28 protein-coding genes, 1 tRNA gene and 1 pseudogene are annotated in these 25,182 nt (G+C 43.9%); 21 read left to right on the top strand and 9 right to left on the bottom strand.

Going from position 1 to position 25,182, the window contains the following annotated elements; genetic code table 11:
- Positions 1 to 155: 155 nt before the first annotated feature.
- Positions 156 to 1,967, bottom strand: coding sequence for a translation elongation factor 4 (lepA, locus tag V7K56_RS19330; protein WP_334912579.1), 1,812 nt, complete (start codon positions 1,965 to 1,967; stop codon positions 156 to 158).
- Positions 1,968 to 2,581: 614 nt separating this feature from the next.
- Between lepA and V7K56_RS19325 the strand changes: the two genes are divergently transcribed.
- On the top strand, positions 2,582 to 2,818 hold the full coding sequence (locus V7K56_RS19325) for a hypothetical protein (RefSeq protein WP_334912577.1): 237 nt from the start codon (positions 2,582 to 2,584) through the stop codon (positions 2,816 to 2,818).
- 173 nt (positions 2,819 to 2,991) lie between these two features.
- A complete protein-coding gene (locus V7K56_RS19320; protein ID WP_334912575.1) occupies positions 2,992 to 4,773 on the top strand; it encodes a sensor histidine kinase in 1,782 nt (593 codons plus the stop codon).
- Positions 4,774 to 5,022: 249 nt separating this feature from the next.
- Here the strand turns inward: V7K56_RS19320 and V7K56_RS19315 are convergent, their stop codons facing one another.
- The gene (locus V7K56_RS19315) at positions 5,023 to 5,391 is read right to left on the bottom strand and encodes an ArsR/SmtB family transcription factor (RefSeq protein ID WP_334912573.1); all 369 of its coding nucleotides are present in this window, start codon (positions 5,389 to 5,391) and stop codon (positions 5,023 to 5,025) included.
- Between the two features lie 219 nt (positions 5,392 to 5,610).
- Between V7K56_RS19315 and V7K56_RS19310 the strand changes: the two genes are divergently transcribed.
- The 3 genes from V7K56_RS19310 (at position 5,611) to V7K56_RS19300 (ending at position 6,788) form a co-directional block, all read left to right on the top strand.
- Positions 5,611 to 5,721: a heavy-metal-associated domain-containing protein gene (locus V7K56_RS19310; RefSeq protein WP_334912571.1), complete on the top strand. Its 111-nt coding sequence runs from the start codon at positions 5,611 to 5,613 to the stop codon at positions 5,719 to 5,721.
- 55 nt (positions 5,722 to 5,776) lie between these two features.
- Positions 5,777 to 5,926 carry a heavy metal-associated domain-containing protein gene (locus V7K56_RS19305; RefSeq protein WP_334912569.1) on the top strand — a complete coding sequence of 50 codons (150 nt, stop codon included), beginning with the start codon at positions 5,777 to 5,779 and terminating at the stop codon, positions 5,924 to 5,926.
- 82 nt (positions 5,927 to 6,008) lie between these two features.
- Positions 6,009 to 6,788, top strand: coding sequence for an OBAP family protein (locus V7K56_RS19300; protein ID WP_334912567.1), 780 nt, complete (start codon positions 6,009 to 6,011; stop codon positions 6,786 to 6,788).
- 41 nt (positions 6,789 to 6,829) lie between these two features.
- Here the strand turns inward: V7K56_RS19300 and V7K56_RS19295 are convergent, their stop codons facing one another.
- A complete protein-coding gene (locus V7K56_RS19295) occupies positions 6,830 to 7,078 on the bottom strand; it encodes a transposase (RefSeq protein WP_334912565.1) in 249 nt (82 codons plus the stop codon).
- 416 nt (positions 7,079 to 7,494) lie between these two features.
- Here V7K56_RS19295 and V7K56_RS19290 point away from each other — a divergent pair, with 416 nt between their 5' ends.
- The 4 genes from V7K56_RS19290 to V7K56_RS19275 all read left to right on the top strand — a co-directional run bounded on the left by V7K56_RS19290 (position 7,495) and on the right by V7K56_RS19275 (position 12,442).
- Entirely contained in the window at positions 7,495 to 7,725 is a 231-nt protein-coding gene (locus V7K56_RS19290) for a NifU family protein (RefSeq protein ID WP_012408256.1), read from the top strand.
- Between the two features lie 78 nt (positions 7,726 to 7,803).
- Positions 7,804 to 10,038, top strand: coding sequence for a glycoside hydrolase (locus V7K56_RS19285; RefSeq protein WP_334912563.1), 2,235 nt, complete (start codon positions 7,804 to 7,806; stop codon positions 10,036 to 10,038).
- A 184-nt stretch (positions 10,039 to 10,222) separates the two neighbouring features.
- The gene (locus V7K56_RS19280) at positions 10,223 to 10,849 is read left to right on the top strand and encodes a DUF1003 domain-containing protein (RefSeq protein WP_334912561.1); all 627 of its coding nucleotides are present in this window, start codon (positions 10,223 to 10,225) and stop codon (positions 10,847 to 10,849) included.
- Between the two features lie 114 nt (positions 10,850 to 10,963).
- Entirely contained in the window at positions 10,964 to 12,442 is a 1,479-nt protein-coding gene (locus tag V7K56_RS19275) for an alpha-amylase (protein ID WP_334912559.1), read from the top strand.
- Positions 12,443 to 12,836: 394 nt separating this feature from the next.
- Here V7K56_RS19275 and V7K56_RS19270 read toward each other — a convergent pair.
- A tRNA-Ser gene (locus V7K56_RS19270) sits at positions 12,837 to 12,921 on the bottom strand.
- A gap of 106 nt (positions 12,922 to 13,027) precedes the next feature.
- Here V7K56_RS19270 and V7K56_RS19265 point away from each other — a divergent pair.
- The 5 genes from V7K56_RS19265 (at position 13,028) to V7K56_RS19245 (ending at position 17,258) form a co-directional block, all read left to right on the top strand.
- Positions 13,028 to 13,396 (top strand): 2Fe-2S iron-sulfur cluster-binding protein, encoded by a 369-nt coding sequence (locus V7K56_RS19265; protein WP_292867508.1) that lies wholly within the window; start codon positions 13,028 to 13,030, stop codon positions 13,394 to 13,396.
- A gap of 70 nt (positions 13,397 to 13,466) precedes the next feature.
- Entirely contained in the window at positions 13,467 to 14,012 is a 546-nt protein-coding gene (locus tag V7K56_RS19260; protein ID WP_334912599.1) for a thermonuclease family protein, read from the top strand.
- Positions 14,013 to 14,204: 192 nt separating this feature from the next.
- Positions 14,205 to 15,017, top strand: coding sequence for an inositol monophosphatase family protein (locus V7K56_RS19255; RefSeq protein WP_334912557.1), 813 nt, complete (start codon positions 14,205 to 14,207; stop codon positions 15,015 to 15,017).
- A gap of 73 nt (positions 15,018 to 15,090) precedes the next feature.
- Entirely contained in the window at positions 15,091 to 16,044 is a 954-nt protein-coding gene (locus V7K56_RS19250) for a J domain-containing protein (RefSeq protein WP_334912555.1), read from the top strand.
- A complete protein-coding gene (locus V7K56_RS19245) occupies positions 16,044 to 17,258 on the top strand; it encodes an ATP phosphoribosyltransferase regulatory subunit (RefSeq protein WP_334912553.1) in 1,215 nt (404 codons plus the stop codon). Before V7K56_RS19250 ends, V7K56_RS19245 begins: the two co-directional genes overlap by 1 nt.
- Before the next feature lie 189 nt (positions 17,259 to 17,447).
- Here V7K56_RS19245 and V7K56_RS37160 read toward each other — a convergent pair whose 3' ends face one another.
- Positions 17,448 to 17,534 carry a hypothetical protein gene (locus V7K56_RS37160; protein WP_442940104.1) on the bottom strand — a complete coding sequence of 29 codons (87 nt, stop codon included), beginning with the start codon at positions 17,532 to 17,534 and terminating at the stop codon, positions 17,448 to 17,450.
- Positions 17,535 to 17,559: 25 nt separating this feature from the next.
- A complete protein-coding gene (locus V7K56_RS19240) occupies positions 17,560 to 17,952 on the bottom strand; it encodes a hypothetical protein (RefSeq protein ID WP_334912551.1) in 393 nt (130 codons plus the stop codon).
- A gap of 763 nt (positions 17,953 to 18,715) precedes the next feature.
- Here V7K56_RS19240 and V7K56_RS19235 point away from each other — a divergent pair.
- The gene (locus V7K56_RS19235) at positions 18,716 to 19,108 is read left to right on the top strand and encodes a MarR family winged helix-turn-helix transcriptional regulator (RefSeq protein ID WP_334912597.1); all 393 of its coding nucleotides are present in this window, start codon (positions 18,716 to 18,718) and stop codon (positions 19,106 to 19,108) included.
- Positions 19,109 to 19,126: 18 nt separating this feature from the next.
- Here V7K56_RS19235 and V7K56_RS19230 read toward each other — a convergent pair whose 3' ends face one another.
- Positions 19,127 to 19,432, bottom strand: coding sequence for a hypothetical protein (locus V7K56_RS19230; protein WP_334912601.1), 306 nt, complete (start codon positions 19,430 to 19,432; stop codon positions 19,127 to 19,129).
- Between V7K56_RS19230 and V7K56_RS19225 the strand changes: the two genes are divergently transcribed.
- The 3 genes from V7K56_RS19225 (at position 19,338) to V7K56_RS19215 (ending at position 20,941) form a co-directional block, all read left to right on the top strand.
- A complete protein-coding gene (locus V7K56_RS19225) occupies positions 19,338 to 20,168 on the top strand; it encodes an NmrA family NAD(P)-binding protein (RefSeq protein ID WP_334912595.1) in 831 nt (276 codons plus the stop codon). The two genes, V7K56_RS19230 and V7K56_RS19225, sit on opposite strands and share 95 nt — an antisense overlap.
- 80 nt (positions 20,169 to 20,248) lie before the next feature.
- Positions 20,249 to 20,431 (top strand): hypothetical protein, encoded by a 183-nt coding sequence (locus V7K56_RS19220; RefSeq protein ID WP_334912549.1) that lies wholly within the window; start codon positions 20,249 to 20,251, stop codon positions 20,429 to 20,431.
- Positions 20,432 to 20,494: 63 nt separating this feature from the next.
- The gene (locus V7K56_RS19215; protein ID WP_334912547.1) at positions 20,495 to 20,941 is read left to right on the top strand and encodes a hypothetical protein; all 447 of its coding nucleotides are present in this window, start codon (positions 20,495 to 20,497) and stop codon (positions 20,939 to 20,941) included.
- Positions 20,942 to 21,310: 369 nt separating this feature from the next.
- On the opposite strand, the gene V7K56_RS19210 is transcribed toward V7K56_RS19215, so the two are convergent.
- Positions 21,311 to 21,598: a hypothetical protein gene (locus V7K56_RS19210; RefSeq protein ID WP_334912545.1), complete on the bottom strand. Its 288-nt coding sequence runs from the start codon at positions 21,596 to 21,598 to the stop codon at positions 21,311 to 21,313.
- 76 nt (positions 21,599 to 21,674) lie between these two features.
- Between V7K56_RS19210 and V7K56_RS19205 the strand changes: the two genes are divergently transcribed.
- From V7K56_RS19205 to V7K56_RS19195, 3 genes and pseudogenes are all read left to right on the top strand, one after another.
- Entirely contained in the window at positions 21,675 to 21,899 is a 225-nt protein-coding gene (locus tag V7K56_RS19205) for an indolepyruvate ferredoxin oxidoreductase subunit alpha (protein ID WP_104907250.1), read from the top strand.
- A 77-nt stretch (positions 21,900 to 21,976) separates the two neighbouring features.
- Positions 21,977 to 22,705, top strand: a complete 729-nt coding sequence (locus tag V7K56_RS19200) for an ABC transporter ATP-binding protein (protein ID WP_334912543.1) — start codon at positions 21,977 to 21,979, stop codon at positions 22,703 to 22,705.
- 586 nt (positions 22,706 to 23,291) lie between these two features.
- A pseudogene (locus tag V7K56_RS19195) lies at positions 23,292 to 23,515 on the top strand (IS4 family transposase); the annotation flags it as partial.
- Between the two features lie 87 nt (positions 23,516 to 23,602).
- Here V7K56_RS19195 and V7K56_RS19190 read toward each other — a convergent pair.
- Entirely contained in the window at positions 23,603 to 25,135 is a 1,533-nt protein-coding gene (locus tag V7K56_RS19190) for a SagB/ThcOx family dehydrogenase (RefSeq protein WP_334912593.1), read from the bottom strand.
- Positions 25,136 to 25,182 lie beyond the last annotated feature (47 nt).

Genomic DNA, 25,182 nt, shown 5'->3' with positions numbered 1-25,182 from the left:
AAGTACTTTTACTAAAATTTTTAGATTTTTTAACAGTGATTTTGTTAAAGCTGATCAACAGTAGGCAGGGGGCAGGCGGCAGGAGGAACCTACCCTACGCGCCAATACGTGATTTAGCTAAATTCTGAATTCTGACTTCTGACTCCTGAATTTTATTAGCTTTGATCCAAGCGCAGTACTGCCATAAAGGCTTCCTGGGGTACATCTACAGTACCTACAGATTTCATCCGCTTTTTACCTTTTGCTTGCTTCTGCAAAAGTTTTTTCTTCCGACTGATGTCACCACCGTAACATTTGGCTAGCACATCTTTCCGCAAAGCGGGGATGTGTTCGCTGGCAATAACTTTACTGCCAATAGATGCCTGAATTGGCACTTTGAATTGATGACGGGGAATTAATTCTTTAAGTTTTTCTGCCATTGCCCGCCCAACGTTGTAAGCTTTATCTCGATGCACAATCATCGCCAAAGAATCCACGGGATCGCCATTAATCATGATATCCAGCTTCACCAAAGGATTTTCACGGTAGCCGATGAGGTGATATTCCATACTGGCATAACCGCGCGATCGCGACTTCATCTGATCGAAAAAGTCAGTCACAACTTCCGCCAAGGGTAGCTCATAAGTAAGGGTGGTTCGTCCTTGGGCGAGATATTTCATATCTTTGAAGATGCCCCGACGATTTTGTGACAACTCCATCAAGGTGCCAACATAAGTTTCCGGGGTAATCATCTCTACTTGCACGTAAGGTTCTTCAATTCTTTCGCGATCGTTGGGAGAAGGTAAACGGCTAGGATTATCGATGTACAGTTCCTCACCTTTAATAGTAATCACCTTATAAACCACAGAAGGGGCTGTAATGATTAAATCTAGGTTATACTCTCGCTCTAGACGTTCTTGGACAATTTCCATGTGCAGCAAACCCAAGAACCCGCAACGGAAGCCAAACCCCATCGCGCTGGAAGTTTCTGGTTCGTAGTGCAGCGCTGCGTCGTTGAGTTCCAGCTTTTCCAAGGCTTCGCGCAAATCTTCAAATTGATCGGCATCAATCGGGAACATCCCGCAAAAAACCATTGGGTTCGCTTCTGCGTAACCTGGTAAAGGTGCATCTGCTTTTGCTTTACTGAGGGTAATTGTGTCTCCTACCCGGGCATCAGCTACAGCTTTAATTGCCGCTCCCAAATAGCCGACTTCCCCAGCGTGTAGTTCTTCAACTTGCTTTTGAGTCGGAGAAAGGACACCCACTTCATCAATTTCAAATTCTTTACCAGATGCCATTAAATGGATGCGATCGCCTTTTTTCACGGTGCCATCCATCACCCGGAAATACACAATTACTCCCCGGTAACTGTCGTAATAGCTATCAAATATTAATGCTCGTAAGCGTTCATTTATCGTATTTGGCGGTGGCGGTATCCGCTCGACAACTGCTTCTAAAATCTCATCAATACCAATTCCTTCTTTAGCAGAAGCCAGAATCGCCTCACTGCAATCTAGACCGATAATTTCTTCAATTTCGCCAATTACCCGTTCTGGTTCAGCCCCTGGCAAATCAATTTTATTCAAAACCGGGATAATTTCCAGGTTATTCTCTAACGCTAAATATACATTAGCCAAAGTTTGCGCCTCCACACCTTGGGACGCATCTACTACCAATAGCGCTCCTTCGCAAGCAACAAGAGAGCGGGAGACTTCATAAGAGAAATCCACGTGTCCAGGTGTATCAATTAGGTTCAGCACATACTGCTGACCATCTTTGGCTGTGTAGTTCATCCGGGCAGCTTGCAGCTTAATCGTAATGCCGCGCTCCCGTTCCAAATCCATATTGTCGAGAAACTGTTCCTTCATCTGTCGGTCTTCAACAGTGCCAGTAGCTTGTAGCAAGCGATCGGCGAGGGTTGATTTCCCGTGGTCGATGTGAGCAATAATACAAAAATTGCGAATGCGAACTGCGGGAACGTCAGTCATATACTATCTTTGCCTTAGCAGCAACCAAAGTTAAAAGGGCAATTTACTTAATGTATTTTAATGCTTTCTTAGCCAAGACGCTGCTAGCTTTTTAGTGCCGAGTTAGGAGACGCGATTAACCCTTGTCTGTACAAGAGTTAGGAGTAGAGACGCGATTAACCCTTGTCTGTAAAAGAGTTAGGAGTTAGAAGTTATTATTTCTCTCCCGCCCAATGCCCAATACCCCTCTTCACCCCATCTTTAACTTTCGATCTAAATAGGTGGACATTTAAGAATATTATGAAAGTCTATTTGTCGCTGCTAGTATTCAACAGCTAGGGGCGTACAATAAATGTAAATAAGTACATGTAGGGATCGTGTTGGGAGCGTGGGCAATTGCGACTGGTAATTGCTCATAATCGCTGGTTTCTCGGCAAAACTTCTAAAGCCATTGTCTAGTCAGTTATATGAAAAATTGTGATTTAAAACTTAAAGCTGTTACTTTGGTGCTATTTCAGGGAAGTATTTAACTGTACCCTTGAAAATTTTTCAGCGAATTAGTCCAAATAATGAATATAACTACTTTACAAAGCTTTAGACAAAACCAATTCAAAGAATTCAGAGTATATAAACCTATGAATATGAGAGAGAAAACTACCAAAGCGGAAAATACACAAGCCGATAAGGTAGAAATTGCTGTCCGGCTAGACTCCGAGTTACTAAAGCAAATTCAGCATCTCACCAATGACCCAAGTAAAGTAATTGAAGTGGCGATTCGCCAGTGGTTACGGGGTGAAATCCTTAGAGATGACGAACTAACGCGCACACCTGTGCGTACCCCTGTTCCTCCTCGCGGTGAATGGAATGATTGACGCCATTATTTAACTGTCAATGCAAGTTAAAAAAAGTAAAGTTTGCCAATCTGATTTTCAAAACACCAAAAAATACCCTATCAAACACAAAAAAGCTGTAAAAATTTATGTATAAATTTCAGCGGCTTTAGTAAAATTACGGTCGGATACTTTTTGTCTATCCAACTCAATTAATGACTATTACTGCCAATTCCCAATTGTCGAATGTATTTTCCCAAAATCTGGAATCTGTTACCAGTAAGACTGATGGCTCATTACCAACTCTAGGAGCCGAGTTGGTTTATACCCAAGAAGGGGCAGGGCGCTATCTGACCTTTTATTGGCAGTACAGCGAACTCTTGGGGTTAAATACTGAAAAAATAGTTGACGATCTAAACCAGACTCAAACCTTTGCTCCTGTGGATAAGGTTACTTATTTGGAACGATTGCACCGAATTTTGACAAGTTTGGTGCCAGAAAGGTTTCAATGTTGGTTTAGCTATCACAAGGAATTATTTGAGTTGGACTTAGTGATTAGTCCGATTATGCCGAGTTTGGGAACAACTGCCACTACAGTTTTAGTGATGGGACGGTTAGTGCAAGCAACACTAAACAAAAAACAAGCGCGTACGGCATCAAAAACGCCCACACAAATAGAGTTGGCAATCCGATCACAGCAACACCAAAAATTGGTAAATCGCATTACCAGAAATATTCGCCGGACATTGGATTTGGATATTATTTGGCAGCAAACAGTTGATAGTTTGGGGAAAGCACTGCGGCTAGAACGCTGCATTATTTGTCCTTATCAGCCCTCAAGCTCCAAAGTGCAAGTGAAAGCTGAGTATCGCCAGTCAGAACTCAAATCAATGCTTGGCTTGGATATAGATATAGCTTCTGAGCCTGCCTTTGCTCAAGCCTTGGCAACCCTAGAACCAGTTATGATGGAAGTGCCTGGATACAAAGAGTCTGGGCGGCAGAAAACTTTGGTAGTTGCGACTTGTTATCAAGATCAAGCTAATGGATTGGTTGCCTTGAATTGGCAAGATGAATGCTATACATTAACAGAATCAGAATTAGAACTGGCAAAAGAAGCAGCAGATCAATTGGGAACTGCGATCGCTCATGCTACTTTATATGAAGAATTAGAAATAGCGCGTCAAAAAGCCGAAGAAGCTTCCCGCCTCAAAAGTGAGTTTCTGGCTAATGTATCCCATGAAATTCGTACTCCCCTCAACGGTATGATTGGCTTTTTGAAGCTGATTTTAGAAGGGATGGCAGACGATCCAGAAGAACAAAATCAGTTTTTGGCAGAAGCTCACCACTTATCGATACATCTGCTGAATATCATCAACGATATTTTGGACATTGCCAAAATCGAAGCTGGAAAAATGGAGCTAGCTTACGCTCCAGTCAAGCTAGATGAGTTATTCAATCATGTAGAAGGTTTTATGCGTCCCCAAGCAGAAATGAGAAACCTTAGCTTTCGGATGCAAATGCCTGCTACCTCTGATGAAATCATTGTCCAAAGCAATTACCAACGGTTACTACAAGTGATGCTCAATTTGGTAGGTAATGCGATCAAATTTACCCATGAGGGTGGCGTTACCGTCAGTGCCGATTTAGTACTCAAAAAGGCGAACTTTCAAGATCAGCTATTTCCTGGCATGGTCAGAGTACGTGTAGCAGACACTGGTATTGGTGTTTCCTTAGACAAACAAGATAAACTATTTCAATTATTCTCTCAAGTGGATGGTTCCCGCACTCGCCAGTACGGCGGCACAGGTTTGGGACTGGCAATATCCCAAAAGCTAGTAGAGGCAATGGGCGGCGAGGTACATTTTTATAGTTTGGGCGAAGGACTTGGCTCAACAGTCACATTCACTGTGCCACTATATCAACAACCAGTCATGGTTTCCTCTAATGATAGCGACTCAACGAGTAGTGCTGTTAGCGATAGCGGGGCGTTGAGCTAGTGATGAATTAGTCATTGGTCATTGGTCATCTGGAACATTACCAGTGCTGGGTTTTGGGTTTTAGTTTTTTAACAATTATTATTTAATAACTATATTTATATAGAACCCATTTGGCATCTTTTACTGTCCTGAAGGAAAGTCAATAGTATTTATGATGGATGTCATCTTCTCTGGGGTAATATACGTAAATACCTTTAAAAAAGTAGTATTTAGTACACTTTGCATTATCAATTTGACTAGGTAGCAACCTCAATGGTTATTGCATTTATCATTTTTATGCTCTTTTGGCAGATCGTAGTGAGTGCATTCGTAGATACCCTTGGCTACGTCCGCTAGCAGTTCATCTGCCAAGTCTAGAAACTTGGCTACTCTTGCATCAGCCAGTTGATAATACACGTAACGTCCTTGCTGGGAGCGAACAACCAGATCGCAACAGCGGAGACACCCAAGATGGTTAGAAACATTAGATTGGTTTAGTCCTGTAGCTTCAACAATATCGTTGACAGTTAACGGCCCGACACGCAATGCATTGAGGATGGATAAACGCGAGGAGTCGGAAAAGCCGCGAAACAGCTTGGCTTTCAAGTCAGCTTTATTAGTTTGAGCAATCATTGACATTAGTAAAGTTCTAAAATATTAGCTTATTAGCCACTAATAATATTTTGCTGATTTATCCAAGCAACTCTCTATCTAGTGATAGACTAACATATCAGTAAATGATAATATGCTGATATGTTAGTCTAGAAGCAGATCGGCTTTGGCGTACCCAGTTTGGAATAAGCGATTGAATAGTCAGAAAGCTTTCCATAATTAAAATCTTTTAACGAATCACCAAAGATGACATCCACTTCCTCCATCAAAATCCGACAAGCGCAGATTGGTAATATGGATTGTGGCGGCTGTGCCAAAACAATTGAAGCGAGTTTGCAGCAGCTGCCTGGTCACTGAGGTATCCGTGAGTTTTGCTACAAAGCGATTAAATGTGTCTTTTAACCTTGAGTTCGTGAATAAATCTATCATTCGCGATCGCATTACTGCTCTGGGTTACACCACTGACATCGTTCCAGCCAATCGGGGCAAAACGCTTCAAGCCAAGATTAGTGGAATGGATTGTGCTGGATGTGCCAAGACCATTGAAGCCGCCCTTTCATGACAATCCCTAACAAGACAGCGTTTAGCAAATCTCTAGAGCAGAGTATCTATCGCTGCTTACAGTCCTTCACAAGCTATTACTGATGAAATTGTCCAGAATACCATCAATCATCCTTGTTGTCGTCATCATCCTTCTGGTTTATCTTCCAGCAGCGTGGGCAGATGGCAACACTGCTCCCAACGTTACACCCCCAGGGGGAGAGAAATCGACTCAGACCAAAATCCTGGAAACGGGCGCGAAGGTATTGCAAAGTAAAACACCGCTTAATGCCCTTAATGTCTACGTAGATGGTTTTCACTTTCACAACGGAGACATGAACAGACAGGTGGAAGCTCATCATTACTGTAATGTAGCCAACGAGGACTTGATCCAGTGCGTGATCTACAATGGCAACGGTGAGAACGCACGGTTGATGGGCATCGAGTATATTGTCAGCGAGAAAATCTTCCAAACTTTACCCCAAGACGAGAAGAAGTTGTGGCACAGCCATGCCTATGAGGTGAAATCGGGTCAGTTGATCGCACCCAGTATCCCTGAGATAGCCGAGCACGCTCTGATAGAGAAGCTTGCTTCAACTTATGGCAAGACGTGGCATACTTGGCAGGCAGAACAGCCAAACATGACTCTACCGCTCGGTTTACCAGAACTAATGATGGGGTTCACGGCTGATGGTCAAATTAATCCCGCACTGGTGAGCGATCGTGACCAGCGATTCAACATCTCCAAATCGAAAAAACACAACCGAGCAGATATTTCGATTCCTCGCGTTCAGCCAGGTGCTGACGCTTGGCAGACTGGTCAAACTGTTCAGTTGCAGCTAGTGCCGTTATCAAACGTCGGTAATCAAGCCTCTTCGTCTTGACAGAGGTAAGGCTAATCCTTGTAATAAAATGTCCCGCCCTATCAAATATATTTTGGGTAAACCCAAGGACTGGTTAGCGTTTTCCCTGAGTGAAAACGATGAAAGTCGGGACATTTTATTTTCTGGAGATCCATAAAGGTAGCGCCGCATAAGTCCTGGAGAATTCCATTGAAGATATCTCGCTTTCTCCGGTTGCTTGGTCGAGTCTTCTTCTTAGTCGGTAATATCTTTTGCAATAAGGGTTCAAAAATTTCCCATTCTGCATCAGTGAGGTCGCTGGAATACGCCATTAGTATTGGATTTTAGATGTTGAGGAGTACCTGAATTCAAAACCTCATAAGATGTCAAATGGGTTCTATAGAGTATGGGGTATTGGGAAAAAACCTTCCTTGTCCTCACCTCCTTGCGTTCTCTTCAGCACTTTAAAGGCTAAAGTAGAGTAGGAGGGCTTGCACGAGAAATTGTTCAGCTAATCTAATATCAAGTTGCTAAAACCAGCAGTGGTTTAGTCAAAAGTCATTAAAAACTGACACCTGACAATCTAGCGGCAACTAGATTTAGGATCGATTTAACAAAGCTGGAAAATAAAACTTTGGATAATGGTTAATGAGTAAAAGTGCATTGGTGACAGGGATCGTTATTATTCAATGCCCCATGCCCCATTCTCCATTCCCCATACCCATCCTTAACTTAGCAGGTCTAAACTATGGAACTCACAATTGACAACGTTGAAACAGTCTTGGATGAAATGCGCCCTTATCTGATGTCTGATGGCGGCAATGTGGAACTTGTAGAACTTGATGGGCCTGTTGTAAAACTGCGGCTGCAAGGTGCTTGTGGTTCTTGTCCTAGTTCTGCAATGACCCTGAGAATGGGTATTGAGCGCCGTCTTAAGGAAATGATTCCTGAAATTGCAGAAATTGAGCAAGTGGTGTAAAAGTTAGGAGTTAGGAGTTAGGAGTTTTGAGTTTTGAATCAACTCCTAACTCCTCATTCTTAACTCCTAACCATTCTTATGTCCCATCCTCTCTACGTTGCTTTTATCTGGCATCAACATCAGCCGCTGTACAAATCTCCTGGCAGCGGCGTTTCGCTATCTCCAAGTCAGCAGTACCGCCTACCTTGGGTACGTTTGCATGGAACTAAAGATTATCTGGATTTAGTATTACTCTTAGAGCGATATCCTAAGTTACACCAAACGGTGAATTTAGTTCCATCACTGATATTGCAACTCGAAGATTATATTGCCGGCACTGCTTTTGACCCTTACCTCACAGCTAGCTTAACGCCAGATGAACAACTCACCTACCAACAGCGCGAATTTATTATCCAACACTTTTTTGATGCCAATCACCATACCTTGATCGATCCTCATCCCCGCTATGCCGAGTTGTACCAACAAAGGCAGGAAAAAGGGCAAGCTTGGTGTTTGGCAAATTGGGAATTGTCAGATTATGGTGATTTGCTAGCTTGGCACAATTTGGCTTGGATCGATCCGCTGTTTTGGGATGATCCAGAAATTGCTGCTTGGTTAAAACAGGGTCGGAATTTTACTTTAAGCGATCGCCAGCGCATTTATTCTAAACAGCGAGAAATCTTGAGTCAGATTATTCCCCAACATCGGAAAATGCAGGAGGCGGGGCAGCTAGAAGTTACCACCACGCCTTATACCCACCCGATTTTGCCGTTGCTAGCTGATACTAACTCCGGTCGGGTAGCTGTGCCCAATATGACACTACCTAAGCTACGCTTTGAGTGGGCAGAAGATATCCCCCGCCACTTGCGAAAAGCTTGGGACTTTTATAAAGATCGCTTTGGACAGATACCACGTGGTTTGTGGCCTTCAGAACAATCTGTAAGTCCACAGATACTTCCAGATATTATTAATCAAGGATTTAAGTGGATATGCTCAGATGAAGCTGTCTTGGGGTGGACGCTGAAACACCTTTTTCATCGGGATGGGGCGGGGAATGTACAACAACCAGAACTGTTGTATCGACCCTATCGCCTCCAAACCGCCGAGGGTGATTTATCAATTGTATTTCGTGACCACAGATTATCAGATTTGATTGGCTTTACTTATAGTGCAATGCCTGCAAAAAAGGCAGCAGCAGATTTAGTAGGACATTTGCAAGCGATCGCTAAAATGCAAAGAGATAGTCAAAGCGAACAACCTTGGCTAGTTACCATCGCTTTGGATGGCGAGAATTGCTGGGAATTTTATCCCCAAGATGGCAAACCCTTTCTAGAAGCTTTGTATCAAAGTCTAAGCGATGAACCTCGCCTCAAACTCGTCACCGTCTCCGAATTTCTCGAAGAATTTCCAGCTACAGCCACCATTCCCGGAGGACAACTACATAGTGGTTCTTGGGTAGATGGTAGTTTCACCACTTGGATCGGCGATCCCGCCAAAAATCGTGCTTGGGATTATTTGACAGAAGCCAGGAAAATGCTCGCAAGTCATCCCGAAGCGACGGAAGAAAACAATCCAGAAGCGTGGGAAGCATTGTATGCCGCAGAGGGTTCCGATTGGTTCTGGTGGTTTGGTGCAGGACATTCCTCAAATCAGGATGCCATTTTTGATCGGTTGTTTCGAGAACACTTATTTGGTATTTACAAGGCATTAAATGAACCTGTACCGCCTTATCTCAAGCAACCAGTGGAAAACCACCAAGCACAGGGAAACCACACCCCACAAGGGTTTATTCATCCCGTGATTGATGGTAGAGGTGACGAACAAGACTGGGATAAAGCTGGACGCATAGAAATCGGTGGGGCGCGGGGAACAATGCACAATAGCAGTGTCATCCAGCGACTTTGGTATGGGGTGGATCACTTAAATTTCTATTTGCGGCTAGACTTTAAAAGTGGCGCTGCACCAGGGCAGGATTTGCCAGCAGAGTTGAATTTGCTATGGTTCTATCCAGAAAAAACAATGGTCAATAGCCCAGTTCCCTTGGCAGATGTACCAGATGCAGCCCCACTTAATTACCTTTTTCACCATCTTTTAGAAGTTAACTTGCTGACGCAATCGATTCAGTTTCGGGAAGCTGGAGACAATCATCAATGGTATCCCCGTTTCAGTCGCGCTCAAGTAGCTTTAAATAGTTGTTTAGAGTTGGCAGTGCCGTGGGCAGACTTGCAAGTTCCGCCAGATTATCCTTTACGCCTGATTTTGGTGCTTGCAGATGAAGGGCGTTTTTCCAACTATTTGCCAGAAAATGCTTTGATTCCCATTGAGGTACCTTAGAACTCAATATCTTTGGTTTTACGAAATACTGATTAGGGGCGTACAAATGTACGCCCCTAATTGCATAAGTCCTATATTCTTAATTGAGCAGTATTAGGATGCGATCACCTGCGGTGGGGTAAAACGCCATCGTCAGTGGAAGATAAGCAATAATCGAATAACATCGAGATTCAGGAATTGGTGCATGACCCATAACGCAGACGACACAGCCGACGGATACTTCAGTTCAAGTGTTAACAAACCCAAGGAGAAAGCTTCTCGAAATCAAGTGATCACGGCTCCATTACCAGAGCCGATTGCAAAAAATATTGAAGCGATTATTTCACTTCATACCCAGGAAGTTCAAGATATTCCCGTCCACCAGCGGATATTAGAAGCGATCGCTACATTCTTTGGGCGATCAATATTTCTGTATAGTTTGCTAGTCATACTGGCTCTCTGGATTTTCAGCAGTTTTTTTGATCGCTTTTTGCCATTCAATCTGCCCTCGTTTAGCTGGTCAGGTCAAGGCTTAGACGCAGCTGCATTGGTGATCTCAACCGGAGTACTGGTACGACAAACTCGCCAAGAAAATTTTGCCGAACAACGGGCGCAATTGATGCTACAGCTTAACCTGCTCTCCGAGCAAAAAATTGCCAAGATTATTGCTCTATTAGAAGAACTCCGTACCGATTTGCCTAATGTGATAAATCGGTATGATTCTGAAGCTGAATTGATGCAGGAACCCACTGACCCGATCGCGGTATTGTCAGTACTTCAGAAAAACCTAGCTGAAGAACTGTCATCCACAGAAGAAAATAATATGAGTTGATCCCAGTTTGTTAGTAGACTTTTGTTTCTAATGAAAGACAAAAAATAAAACTTAATGTACAGTCTTTGTGTTGGAAATCACAATTATATCGGAAATTTTACTAGAGGGATGCACATGGCTCAACTGAATGGTGTAATGATGCAGTACTTCCATTGGTATATCCCTCCAGATGGCAATCTTTGGAATGAATTGAAAGATAAAGTCAAAGAGTTAGCTGATGCTGGTGTTACATCTGTTTGGCTACCCCCAGCTTATAAAGGAACAGGGGGTGGCTACGATGTCGGCTACGGGGTCTACGATATGTACGATCTAGGCGAGTTTGACCAAAAAGGTTCAGTTCGGACAAAGTACGGCACAAAAGACGAGTATATCGCTGCTGTCAAAGCGGCAAAAGCTGCTGGCATTCGTGTGTATGCTGATGTTGTCCTTAACCACAAGTTAGGTGCAGACCAAGAAGAAGAGGTAGAAGCAACGCCTTATAATCCAGACGATCGCAACCAGCCCATTGGTGAGATGCAAACGATTAAAGTCTGGACTCACTTTACCTTTCCAGGTCGTCAAGGCAAATACTCCGACATGGAATGGCATTGGTGGCACTTCGATGCAGTTGATTACAACGTTTACAACGAGGGTGAAAACGCAGTTTATCTGTTCAAAGATAAACATTTTGATGATAACGTTGACCTGGAAAAAGGCGCTTTCGACTATCTCATGGGATGCGATCTGGATATGGAGAGTCCAGAAGTGCGCGAAGAGTTGAATCGCTGGGGTGAGTGGTTTGTAGAAACTACTGATATAGATGGCTTTCGTTTTGATGCCGTTAAACACGTGAGAGCTGGCTTTTTCCCAGAATGGCTGGTTCACTGTCGCCAAAAGGCAGGTCGCGATCTCTTTGCCGTTGGTGAATATTGGTCTTATGAAGTTGAAGCGCTCCACCATTTCCTTAATATTACTGGTGGCGATGTGATGTTGTTTGATGCGCCATTGCACTATAACTTTAGCGCTGCCAGCAAACAAGGCAATGACTATGATATGCGACAGATATTTGATAACACCTTGGTGCAACAGCAACCTGCTCTAGCTGTCACCTTAGTAGACAATCATGATTCTCAACCTTTGCAGTCGTTGGAGTCTGTAGTAGAAGGTTGGTTTAAACCGTTGGCCTATGCGTTGATCCTACTGCGAAGTGAGGGTTATCCCTGCATATTCTATGCCGATTATTATGGCGCTAATTACAAGGATAAGGGCCCAGATGGCAATGAGTATGAGATTTGGCTCGATAGTCATCAATGGATAATTGATAAATTTTTGTATGCTCGTCAAACCTATGCCTATGGGGACCAATACGATTATTTCGACCACCCTAATACAATCGGCTGGACACGCTTAGGAGATGAACAACATCCTGGCGGTATGGCAGTTGTTCTGAGTAATGGAGGAGAGGGGACAAAGTGGATGGAAGTTGGGCAACCCAACAGCACTTACATTGACATCACCGAACATATCAGCGAACCCATCACAACCAATGATCAGGGTTGGGCTGATTTTCGCTGCAATGCTGGTTCTGTTTCTGTGTGGGTTACACAGTCTTAGTCGGAGTTTTAGTAGCATTCAGGCAGAAAGTTACCAAGAAAGTCAGAGGGCAGGATACAGAAGGATATACTCTGCCCTTTGCCCACGACTGAAAGGAGTAAGGGTATAAAGCTCCCATTGACCAACAGTCCAGTAGCTCCAAGTCAGAAAAAGTCCGAATCCCCTTCATTAAACCTTATCAGCGATTTTGCTATCTGCTGAAAATGGGTATTGTGTACGAACCAGCCTCTGCGGCGATCGCCTATTTATTATGATTGCCAGTAGTACAAGCAATAGCAATTGGTGTTATTAATTCAACCAATCACTAAACCATTTTATTAAACTATAAGTCAGTGTATAAAACGGTAAAATGGCAAATACCTAAGTTTGAAAGCTTTGCATTGTATACATTCAACGGAGAGGGAGGGATTCGAACCCTCGTTAAGTTTCCCTAAACAGACTTTCCAGGTCTGCGCCTTAAACCGCTCGGCCACCTCTCCAGGTGCCACAATTTACGATCGTACTACACAATCCCAGAAAATGCAAAGATAAAGAAAGATATTCTAGATTGAATTTGATAGTCCTAATCCCAAAACGCAAATCCAGATGTCCCGTACATACACAATTAAAGTTCGCGATCGCGCTACTGGCAAAACATACACTTTACAAGTGCCAGAAGACCGCTACATCCTGCACACTGGCGAAAAACAAGGGGTGGAACTACCATTTTCCTGCCGCAACGGGGCTTGCACTGCTTGTGCTGTGAGAGTATTATCAGGAGAAATTTACCAACCAGAGGCGATCGGCTTGTCGCCAGATTTACGTCGCCAAGGTTATGCCTTGTTGTGTGTGAGTTACCCCCGTTCTGACTTAGAAGTGGAGACGCAAGATGAAGATGAAGTCTACGAACTCCAGTTTGGACGCTATTTTGCTAGGGGAAGAATTAAAGCGGGTTTACCCTTAGATGAGGAATAAACAATTAAAGGAGGCGGGAGGCAAGAGGTTCTGCTTGCTACGTGCAGCAGCAACCATAGGAGAATTTATAATGCCTGTGTATCTCGGTCACTGGGTACGAAAAATAGCTATTTTGGCTTGCTTATTACTCTTGGTGAGTTGCCAAGGTAAAAACCAGCTGCCAAACAATCAGGCTCAGGTGAAAGTAGCGCGGGTAGTTAGTGGGCAAAGTTTGGAAGTTTTAGGCATGGCTGAACAACCAAATTTGATTTCTCAAGTGCGGTTAGTGGGTATTGATGCACCAGATTTGCGACAGCGCCCTTGGGGGGAAGCAGCAAAAGAACAGCTAGAGAATCTAATTGGTGGCGTTGAACAATCGGTAACGCTGGAGTTTGATTTAGAAGCAAAAGACAAAATTGGGCGAACTCTAGCTTATGTGTGGAAAAATAAGGTGTTATTGAATGAAGAATTAGTCAAACAAGGGAATGCAATGTTTGTGGGGCGATCGCCTAACCATAAGTATGACCTGCGTTTAGAACGTGCCCAACAATGGGCTAGACTCATGGGGCAAGGAATTTGGAACCCAGAAAAACCGATGCGCCTCACTCCCGCCGAGTTTCGCCGCCAAAATCTTTAATTAGTGCTGAGTGCTGAGTGCTGAGAGGGAGAGTGGGGGAGTAGGGGACAAGGGGACAAGGGGACAAAAGGGAATTATTGAACAAATCTTTCCCAAGTCTCCCCCCTCTTCCTTGTCCACCTTGTCTCTTCTTCATGCCCTGTTTGGCCAATGCCCCATGCCCCATGCCCAATGACAAATGACAAATGACAAATGACTAATCTACAAATTTTTCTCGATATTGCCACAGAAACGGCCTTGACTGCTGGTGCTATTTTACAAGGTTACTTGGGTAAGTTAGAAGACGCAATTATTGAAAAAGGACGCCCTGGGGATTTAGTCACTGCTGCTGATAAAGCCTCAGAGGAGTTGATTTTAGAAATTTTGCGCCGCCACTTTCCCCAGCACTCGATCCTTGCTGAAGAATCAGGAAAATTAGGTAATCAACAGAGTGAGTACCTCTGGGCAATAGATCCTCTCGATGGCACAACCAACTATGCTCATCAATACCCATTTTTCGCCGTTTCCATCGGGCTGTTAATTAATGGCGTTCCTCAAGTTGGTGTTATTTATGACCCATTTCACAATGAGTTATTCCGTGCTGCTGCTGGCTTAGGAGCAACGCGTAACCGTCAGCCCATCAAGGTTTCAATAACATCTGAACTGAGTAAAAGCTTACTAGTAACAGGGTTTGCCTATGATCGCCGCGAAACCTCTGATAACAACTACGCAGAATTTAGTCACCTCACCCATCTTAGCCAAGGAGTTAGACGTAGCGGTTCAGCATCGCTAGATTTGGCTTATGTTGCCTGTGGACGTGTCGATGGTTACTGGGAAAGGGGACTTTCTCCTTGGGATATTGCCGCTGGGATAATTTTGGTAAAAGAAGCCGGGGGCAAAGTCACCGCCTACGATGGCACTACTGTCAAAATTGAGTCAGGTAAAATTCTTGCCACAAATAGTTATATTCACGACTCTATGAGTAACGAACTTTTACAGGTTCCACCACTGTCAGCCTGGGTATAGCAGATGGGGCTTTCCCTTAGACTTTGGGTAAACTAAAAGCAATCTAACTGCTCCCTTGTTGCAAAAACTCTATATGTCTTTCAAAATAGATCGTGGACTATTTAAATATGATTTCATAGATCATCACGCAGTATTGTGCGTTCCAGTTGATGCCGATGTCAAAGAGATTCGTAAACGCTATCTCCAAGTCGCCCGTCGTTTGCACCCAGACAGTAGTCTTACTGAAACTGCTGCTCAAAAACATCTCGGTAATGAATTGTTATCAAAGCTGGTTAACCCAGCTTACGAAAAACTCTCTAGCGATCGCACTCGCACTGAATATATTCTAATTTTGTCGCAAATTGGCAAGCGTCTGATACAAGAGTCTACTTCGGTAACTCTAAACACCGACTTGGCTAAACAGTTAGTTGAGGCGGCTAATATCGATCATTTTTATAAAACTGCGATCTCGAAACTAGCCCAAACCCAATATGATTCTTTAGAACAAGCGCTGCAAGTTATTGCCCAAGCTAGTGAGTTGAATTTAGTGTATTTAATGCGGAGTGCAGGTAAAGCATCCGCAGCGCCGCCACCACCTGCTCAACCCAAAGCCCAATCAGGTACATCTCAGCCAAATACACCGAAAAATACAGCACCAGCACCAGCGCCACCAAAAGAAGACTTGATTGTAGAACAGTATATTCGTCGCGCTCAATCTTTGATTGACAAAAATCAATTTGCCCAAGCCAAAGTAGAGTTGCAAGATGCCCTGAAGCTAGAACCGAAAAATAGTCGCTGTCATAGCTTAATTGCAATGGTGTATTTGAAGCAAAATCAGCTAAAAATGGCAAAAATCCACTTTGACAACGCTCTAAAATTAGACCCCAGTGACGAAACGGCATTGCAATGGAAACCTAAAATAGATAGGGCTTTAGGACAACAACTTAGCGATCAGAAGGTGACTTCATCCTTCAATAATGGAGATAAGCAATCAGATAAATCTGGTAGTGGTTTGTTCGGTGGTTTGTTTGGTGGGAAGAAAAAATAATGGTGTATCAACCAGCAGCGGGAGCCAGGGATTTATTACCCTTGGATGTAGAGAAAAAACGCTGGATTGAAGATCGGTTACAGCAGGTGTTTGATCGTTGGGGATATCACAGGATAATCACCTCGACTTTAGAGCGCATGGATACCCTAATGGCAGGGGAAGCAATCCAGCGTCAGATGGTGATTCAACTACAACAAAATGGCGAAGATGATGAATTAGGGCTGCGTCCAGAATTAACAGCATCTATTGCTCGTACTGTTGTGACTCGGATGGCTGGTGTCACTTATCCACAACGGTTGTACTACAATGCCAATGTGTTTCGCCGCACTTGGGAAAGTAGACACAATCGCCAACAAGAATTTTATCAAGCTGGGGTGGAATTGTTAGGTGCTGGCGGATTGCTGGCGAATGCCGAAGTACTGCTGTTAGTCGCAGATTGTTTAGCAGCATTGGGTTTGCAGGAATGGCATTTAATTTTAGGTGAGGCGGGAATTACCCGATCGCTCCTGAGTGCCTTTCCTGATAATCTCCAAGATCAAGTTCGCAGTGCGATCGCTCATCTTGACCGAATCACTATAGATAATTTACCCCTAAGTGACAAACTGCGCGATCGCGCCCAACTCATCCTGGATTTACGCGGCCCAAGTGCAGATGTATTACAAAAAGTCAGTAGTTTGGATCTAGATGAAGAACAGCGAGAGGCAGTGAATAACCTCAAATCCCTAGTAGAATTACTAGAATCAGAGAAAAAAATTCCGTTAATCCTCGACCTCAGCCTGATCCAAACTATAGATTACTACACTGGTATCGTCTTTGAAGTTGTCAGCGATACCGAATCCCAAGCCAGAGTTTTAGGGCGCGGTGGTCGCTATGACCAGCTTTTGGGGCTATATCATCCTCAAGGTGAAAACATTCCCGGAATTGGTTTTGGACTAAGTATTGAAGATTTATACCAAGTTTTGTTGTCTACTCAGCAATTACCACAAGATACTCCAGCCAGTGACTGGTTGGTAGCACCAGAGACAGCTAATGCTAACGCCGCTGCCTTTGTCTACGCGCAAAAACTCAGAAATTCTACTGATTTGGTGCGGGTAGAAATTGATTTGGGCGGAAGGGATGCAGAAGCGATTCGCCAATATGCAAGCGATCGCGGCATTGCCCAAATTGCCTGGATCAAAGCTGATGGCTCACCAAAAATAGAACCATTGCGTTAGGTGAATTGGGCATGGGGCATTTGGGCATTGGGGAGCCAGCGCGGTATTGGGGGTTTCCCCCATGAGCGACTGGCGTCATTGGGCATTGGTTATTAATTCTTCTCCCTCGCTCCCTCACTTCCCTCACTCCCCTTGTCCCCTTGTCTCCCTCATCTCCCTCATCTCCCTCATCCCCCCACTCTCCAGTCCCTAATCCCCAAGAGTTTGCTGCTTGACATGTTCTAAAAACTCTTCAACTGTAACTGTTTTCCCCTGATTACGAAGACGTATCGCCATTGCATGAATAGCATCCTCGTCATCTCTATGAGCCAATATCAGTAGACCGAAAAGTTTTACCGCCATCGGCAAAGTGAAAATCGGTCGAATTTATCAATTCGATATGGGAAACGGATTTAATCCTTATCGGCTTGACATGGATTTCAAACCCTGCTGCTCCCGTTTCTATTCTGCCGCTACTCGACGAGTTATCTTTTACCAAAGACAAAAAAAGTTGGGGACAGCTATTTCGGTTCGGACATTTTGAAATTTCCGAAAGTGATTTTATGATGATTGCCAGAGAAATGAACGTCGTGGTCGAATAATCAAAAGAAAATATCAAGATAGCATTACCAAACACTACAATTACCGTCTGAATACTGATGATATTGTCTTCGTGCAGGAGGTGCTGGAGTATCGTCAGCAGCAGCGAGAACACAGGGAACGCAGGCGGCAGTCGGAGCAAGCTCGAAATGCAGTTTATGCAGCTATAATGCAAGCTCAGTATGGCATTAATGCCCCGTCCACACCCACCCATAAAGAGAATAGAAGTAATAATTGGGGGGTATGGACGGACAATCAAACCACGAATAAATACTTAACAATAACTGGGAAAATAGGGTAAAATACTACACTTAATTAGTAACTGAGCAGGTAGAACACGGGGTTAATGCAGTCAAAGAGCTACTCAGTACGCTCACAAGTAACGAGCGGTGGAGAGTAATGTTGTCATTTGAGTCGGTTGAATCGGAGAAATTTGGTCGGTTAATTGCTTCGGCTCCCGATTGGGTGCAGTGGATGGGGTGATTTTTCGACTCCTTGTATTCCTAAGTAGAAATGAAGGACTGGTAAGGCTTTTGGAAAACTTTTCAATCTACTGACTGTTTATTGGCTTTTTACGGGTGTCTACGTTTGGTACAAGATGTGAGCGCCTGACTAGCCGCGTTTTTTCGCTGCTAGCAACAAATGAAACTAGCACATTTTTTTAAAGGAGGGCTAAAAGCCCTGCTATATAAGGCTTATAACATCTGCAAGTTAGGAAATCACTAAAACTTGGGAAGAGTCAGACTTTGACCTGCTTTATCATACTGTTTGACCCTCAAATAATTCTGAACTACGGAAACAAGAACTTGCCTTTTTACCATCATAAAAAAACACCTGCGTCGAACGCTTTAACCGATCTGATTCGCACCGTACTCCGGATGAATGCCACGGTACAAAAATCAGGAACACGCCTGATGCAGGGTACGGGAATCACCAATGCTCGATGGCAAACGCTGAGTGAGTTATTCGCACTCTCTAAGCGCGTCACGGTAAGCGAATTGGCGCGGCATATGGGCTTAACACGGCAAGCCGTACAACGACTCGCTGACGACATGGCAAGCGATGGTCTGGTTGAGTTCGTCGAAAATCCTAGCGATGCCCGAGCGATGCACTTGCTGCTCACGGAAGCTGGCATTGCAACATATCACTCGGCGTTGGAGCGGGAATGGCAGTGGACAAATGCGATCGCCGAAGATTTTGACGCGGAACAAATCGCTTGTGCCGTGGCACTTCTGGAAGCCATTACCCAGAAAATGCAAACCGCTGATTGACAATGTATTGTCAATCAGCTAGTATTGATATTGACAAGATATTGTCAATGCTGCTGGTGAGTCAGCGCCCAACCGCCGCTGAACAGCAACGTTCAGCTGCTGCGCGCGGCTTAGCGGTGGATGAAAAGCATGAACCGAGTCATCAGACGTAGAGGAGCAATCAAAAATGGCTAAATATGTTGTGCTAGGAGCAACGGGGCAGACGGGTGCGGCTACCACAGCAGCCCTTGTGGAACGTGCAACCGTTCGAGTGGCAGTGCGGAGTGAGGATAAAGGCGCGGCTTGGAAAAAGCGAGGTGCGGAGGTTGCAGTTGTTGAAGACATAGCTGATGCTGACGCCTTAACTCGCGCTTTTGAAGGCGTAACGGGAGCTTACGTTCTCAATCCGCCTGATTATCAATCGAATGATATGTTCGCACGAGCCGAACAGGTCGCTTCAGCCATCATTGAAGCCGCGCAGCGAGCGCACCTGCCGAAACTTGTCGCTTTATCATCTATTGGGTCACATCTGCCGCGCAAAACTGGCAACATTCTGACCACCTACATTCTGGAAGAGGCGCTCAAAAGTTTGCAAGCTGAGATCGCCGTCGGCTTTGTGCGCGCCGCATCGATCATGGAGAATTGGCAGGCGCTATTGCCGATAGCGCAACAAAAAGGCATATTACCGTCTTTCCACACTCCATTAGAGCGTGCTATTCCTATGGTCGCCGCCGCCGACATCGGACAGGCGTGCGCTGATGGTTTGATGCAAGAGTGGCAAGGCACACAGATTTGGGAACTCCACGGGCCTGAAGCTGTAAGTCCCAATCAAGTTGCCGCCAGTTTTAGCAGAGCTTTGAAGTGCGACGTTCAAGCAGTTGTCATTCCCGAAAGCGAATGGTCTTCGACGCTGGCACAAATGGGAAACAGCCCCGCAGCCGTTGAGTCATACAGCGAGATGATGCGCGCCTTCAACAACGGGACAATGGTTTTCGAGGAACACGGAACAAAAACAGTTCGAGGAAAAACCACAATCGATGAGGTTGTTCATTCTTGGATAGATAGCAGTAGCCACAGTTGAGGTGTTCTCTGAATTATGCTGGCAACGGCTGAAGATACAGATCGATAGTGTTCCTGTAAGAACTGTTATCATACGAACCATTGGCACTGCCCCACATTCAGATTCGCGCTGCGATTAGGGATTGTGTAAATCGCACTAACCGCAAACCTTTTCGGTGGGGTGGTTTAATGGGCTACCAGCAATTATCAGCTATTGGAGAAGTACTACGTAGTTTACCATGCCGAGAAATTGACACAGATTATTTGTCTGTGTTGTCAATTTAGATTGACCAAGCCTTAACCAATAATCGTTCAGTAGCGTTGGACTTGGAAGAAGCCCATTAGTGGTTGCGACGAATTGCTGAATGTCTACGCTACCCTAATAACTCCGATACCAATTCAGACAATGTAACTAATATTACAGAAAAGCCCAAATTATCTTTAACAAGCTTTCAAGTCCGATGCGAGATGGAAGAGTTATTACAGCAGTTTGTACCTGCTCCTCAACAAAATCCCGCACAGTTTACCCTCAAGAACAAGTTACAACGACTATGGCATAAGTACGGGACTAATTTGTTGCACTGCTATGATATCCCTGGCTTGCCGCCAGATAACCTGAAAATCGAGTCTTTGTTTAGCAATTTGCGTCGCCACCAGCGGCGCATTAGTGGGCGTAAATCAACTGTTGAATTACGTGATTTGGGCCAATATCAAGTTCTATTTATAGCTCAAAGCGAAAAACAGTTACTTGAACAAATTCGGGAAGTACTTATAACAGGACTTAAACATTTTTGAAGCATAAACAAGCCTTAAACCCATACAGGGCAAGGAAAATACACCAAAGGCTCAAAAATGCTTGAAACCCAGATATATCAATCAACTAGGCAAAACGATGTCAAAGTCTCTCTGTATATACATTTGAGTGTTTTTTCTGGCTATTTTTTGTCTAAGTCCCAATAACTGAGTACAAAACTCAACGTCGTAGATTAGCGATCGCAGAAGCTCCTCGCCAACAAAAACGTCGCCTTCATCGTAATCCAGTTAGCACAATACAATCTTTGGTTAATCGACATCAGGAACTTCTAACTGTGCTTGAGTTTCAAGCTCTTAAATACTGATTAGACAGCCAGGGTACTGTGGCGAGATGTGGCGGGAGTCAGGGAGCTAACAAGAATTTTGTACTTCAGCTTCATTATCTATTAGGGCTAGATCCTCATCTTTAAGCTTCAGATATTGCTGCAATTTCTTCAAATCTGCTTTAGCTTTTTCCCCTAACAGATATCCTTGTTCATCTACTAATTTGGTAAAAATTTGCTTATATTTGTCGAGATTTTCCTTGTATTTTCCATGAGGTTCTAATGCTTTGTCTCGAACTGTACGAGCTTCTTCATCAGTTAATCCTAGTCTTTCCTGTAAATCCTTCAATATTTGTGATTCCACAAACCTTGACACCAGTATCTCCAATCCCCACTCCCCACTCCCCTGCTAGGCTAGAAATAGCCGATACAGAAAAGAGGGAATCGAGAACATGCCGCATACAATTGTTACAGAAGTCTGTGAAGGCGTTGCAGACTGCGTAGATGCCTGTCCAGTAGCTTGTATTCATGATGGCCCAGGCAAAAATGCCAAGGGAACTGATTGGTACTGGATTGACTTTGCCACTTGCATCGACTGTGGCATCTGTCTCCAAGTTTGTCCAGTAGAAGGGGCGATTCTTCCAGAAGAACGACCGGAGTTGCAAAAAACCCCGTAATAGTCCATAGTCAACAGTCAATAGTTAATAGTTATGCTTGACTTGACTATTGACCAATGACCAATGACAAGTGACCAATGACAAATGATTATTTATTAGAAGTTCAAAATGTTCACGCTGGATACATCAAAGATGTAGATATCCTGCAAGGTGTGAATTTTCGGGTTGCACCAGGGGAATTGGTGACAGTGATTGGCCCCAATGGTGCGGGTAAATCTACTTTGGCAAAAGCAATTTTTGGGCTTTTACTCCCCCACACAGGCACAATTACCTTCAAAGGTGAAAATATTGTGGGGCTAAAGTCCAATCAAATTGTCCAACGAGGAATGTGCTACGTACCGCAAATCGCCAATGTTTTCCCTTCTTTGAGTGTTGAAGAGAATTTGGAGATGGGTGCTTTTGTGCTTAACGTTCCTTTGAAACCAATTAAAGATAAAATATTTACTATGTTTCCTAGATTAAGCGATCGCCGTCGTCAACGCGCTGGTACTCTCTCTGGAGGAGAACGCCAGATGCTAGCGATGGGCAAAGCTTTGATGTTGGAACCTGGTTTGCTGATTTTAGATGAACCATCTGCTGCTTTGTCGCCGATTTTGGTGACACAAGTATTTGAGCAGATTAAACAAATTAATCAGGCAGGTACTGCAATCGTATTAGTAGAACAAAATGCTCGTAAAGCTTTAGAGATGGCTAATCGTGGATATGTATTAGAATCAGGACGTGATGCGATCTCCGGCCCTGGTGAAGAATTGTTGAATGACCCGAAAGTGGGTGAGCTATATCTGGGAGCAGGTAAGAGACATTAACCCTTTTTTATCACTCTTGCCCCATTCAACATAACACCAGCTTCATATTGGTGCTTCACCAGTCTATAGCGATGACTAGATTGGGCTGCGCCGACGCTATCTATAACTAATACAATAAGCCATAACACTACCTGCCACTGCCGCGACCGTCGTTTTCGATGCTCAAAGAATTCTCCCTAATAATCATCCGTTTCTAATCACATCTACAGCTAGTCGAGATGCAAAACAGGACATTCATTCAGGAAAAACTGACCAAAACGTAAATTACCCGGATTTACCAAAATCCCCATTCGCAATTCGCAATTCTGAATTACGTCATGGATGGGCATTTAGACCCCAACTATAAATAATCAATTCAAAATTCAAAATGACGCTCTCTACGAGACGCTAAAAGCGAACGCGGACTCGCTAACGCTGCGCTAACAAAATTCACGCATTAAATTTAGCCACCCACAAGGGGGAGCCAGTCCCGTGGGTGGGTTTCCCAACTTGAGAGAACTGGCGTTGGGGTTTCTACCTACCGAGTGAGATAAGGATTCTTTCGCGCCACTTGCGGGCAAAGTTTAAAACCTAACTTTTTTCATAAATTAAATTTAAAGGTATCCAAAAATACATCGGTCTAATTAAAGAATCTGGACGGATTATTCGCCGTTATAGCAGTTTTTATATTGGATTATATGGATCTAATGGGTCAATTTCATGGAAGATTCCTACGAGTTAGTTGTTGGATTATTAACACTAAGTCCTAACAAGCGCAAGTACTATCAACAAGGAGAAAAGGCGATGAGGCTTATTTTATGTCCATCCTAGCCCTTTTTGTAGCCCCGTAAGCTTGTACAGAGACGTAAAGGACACACAAAGAAATTCTCTGGATTCTTTACGCCTCTGAAATTATTTTTATCTTGGGCGTCCCAATGTAGTAATATATAAAACAGCTTCACCAGCAGGAATACCCAAAACTTCATTTACTTGATCGTCAAAGAATCCACCAATACCACTGACCCCTACATTCAGGTGCATTGCAGCTAAATTCAGGCGTTGTCCCAAATGACCTGCATCCATGTGCAAGTAACGGTAAACACGATCGCCATATTGTGCGATCGCAGCTTTCAAATCGGCTGTATGAAATAACACCGCTGCTGCATCCCGTCCTAATTCTTGTCCTAAACAGAGAAAATGTAACTCTTGCCGAAAGTTTTTAAACCGAATTTGGCGTAATTCTTGGGCTTTGGGTGCATAATAGTAACAACCCGCCTCCAGTCCTTTGACTCCACAAACAGCAATGAATGTTTCGATTAAATTTAGATCAAAGTAGTCTGGAGAAATATCTAAGCTTTGGTCGAGGTAATTTTGCGGTTGGTAAGTGAAATCAAGTAAACTTTTCAATTCATCAAAGCTTAAATCATCACCATTGTAAGCGCGGGTAGAGCGTCGCTTATACATAGTGCTTTCCAGTTCTGATAGTTTTTGTCCCCAGTTTATCGGTACGGTAGTGGTGGAAATTTTTAAACAGAAAGGAAAATTGTATTTATCCTCTAAAGATTTTTCTTGTTTAATAGTTGGTAGATTAAAATTACCAGTTACACTTGATTGGATCTGGGTGTGTCGATGGAAATATGTTAGTAGCTCGCCATCGGGGATTTGAGGATAACTGGTTTCAGTCGCGGAAGGTAAAGCAGTACATCCCAATGGTAAATTTTGATTAACATCTAACAAGTCTGCCAGAGGTAAAACAGCGATCGCACCTTCTTGTTGCGGATCGACATAAAGCAGATCATTGACCGATTCATCCATAAAACCGCCGATTAAATGGGGGCGATAATCAGTAACTGCACTAGCCAACTCGATATTACCCAACAGATGTCCCGTATCCAGAAAAATCCGACGGTAAGCTCGATCTTCATAGCGCCATGCAGAACGATAGAATACCGCAGTCACAATAATTGCTAATTGGGTATTTTCTAAAGAAGGATGCCAGAAACAAGCTGCTTGCAGAGTTTGCCAAACATTACTTTCCCAATAATGCATGAGAGAATGAGTTCGACACTGGTAGTTATATAGACCAGGCGGCAATAACGACGTACCACGGGAAACCACATACACCTCGGCAGGGTATAGTCCGCCTGCACTGGGAGCAGCGCGTAAATACACTGCACTACCCATAGAAGGCATTTTCGCTGTTAATCCATAACTGCGAAACAATAACCGTGAAAGTCTTTGCCACCATTGAGCATCTGGGTTATTAGCATAAGCCTCTGTTTTTTCTTGAATATAAGGTTTGAGATCAAAAGTAGAGCCAATTTTGTACTCTTTGAAGGGCACTGGCTGTTTAGTCCAGTCTAACCGCTGACTTTTGGAAGCGAGAGTCTCAGGGTTATATTTAGTCCGTTCGTGATAATGCTGGGCAATCGATTGGTGTAATTCTGGCATAGTACTTTTAATATCCTTGGGGCATCCTTTTCTTGATCTTGGCATTC

The organism is Nostoc sp., assembly GCF_036917535.1.
GTDB lineage: Bacteria > Cyanobacteriota > Cyanobacteriia > Cyanobacteriales > Nostocaceae > Nostoc.
The sequence above is the reverse complement of the archived record's forward strand: the minus strand, read 5'-3'. Positions and strand labels throughout refer to the sequence as shown.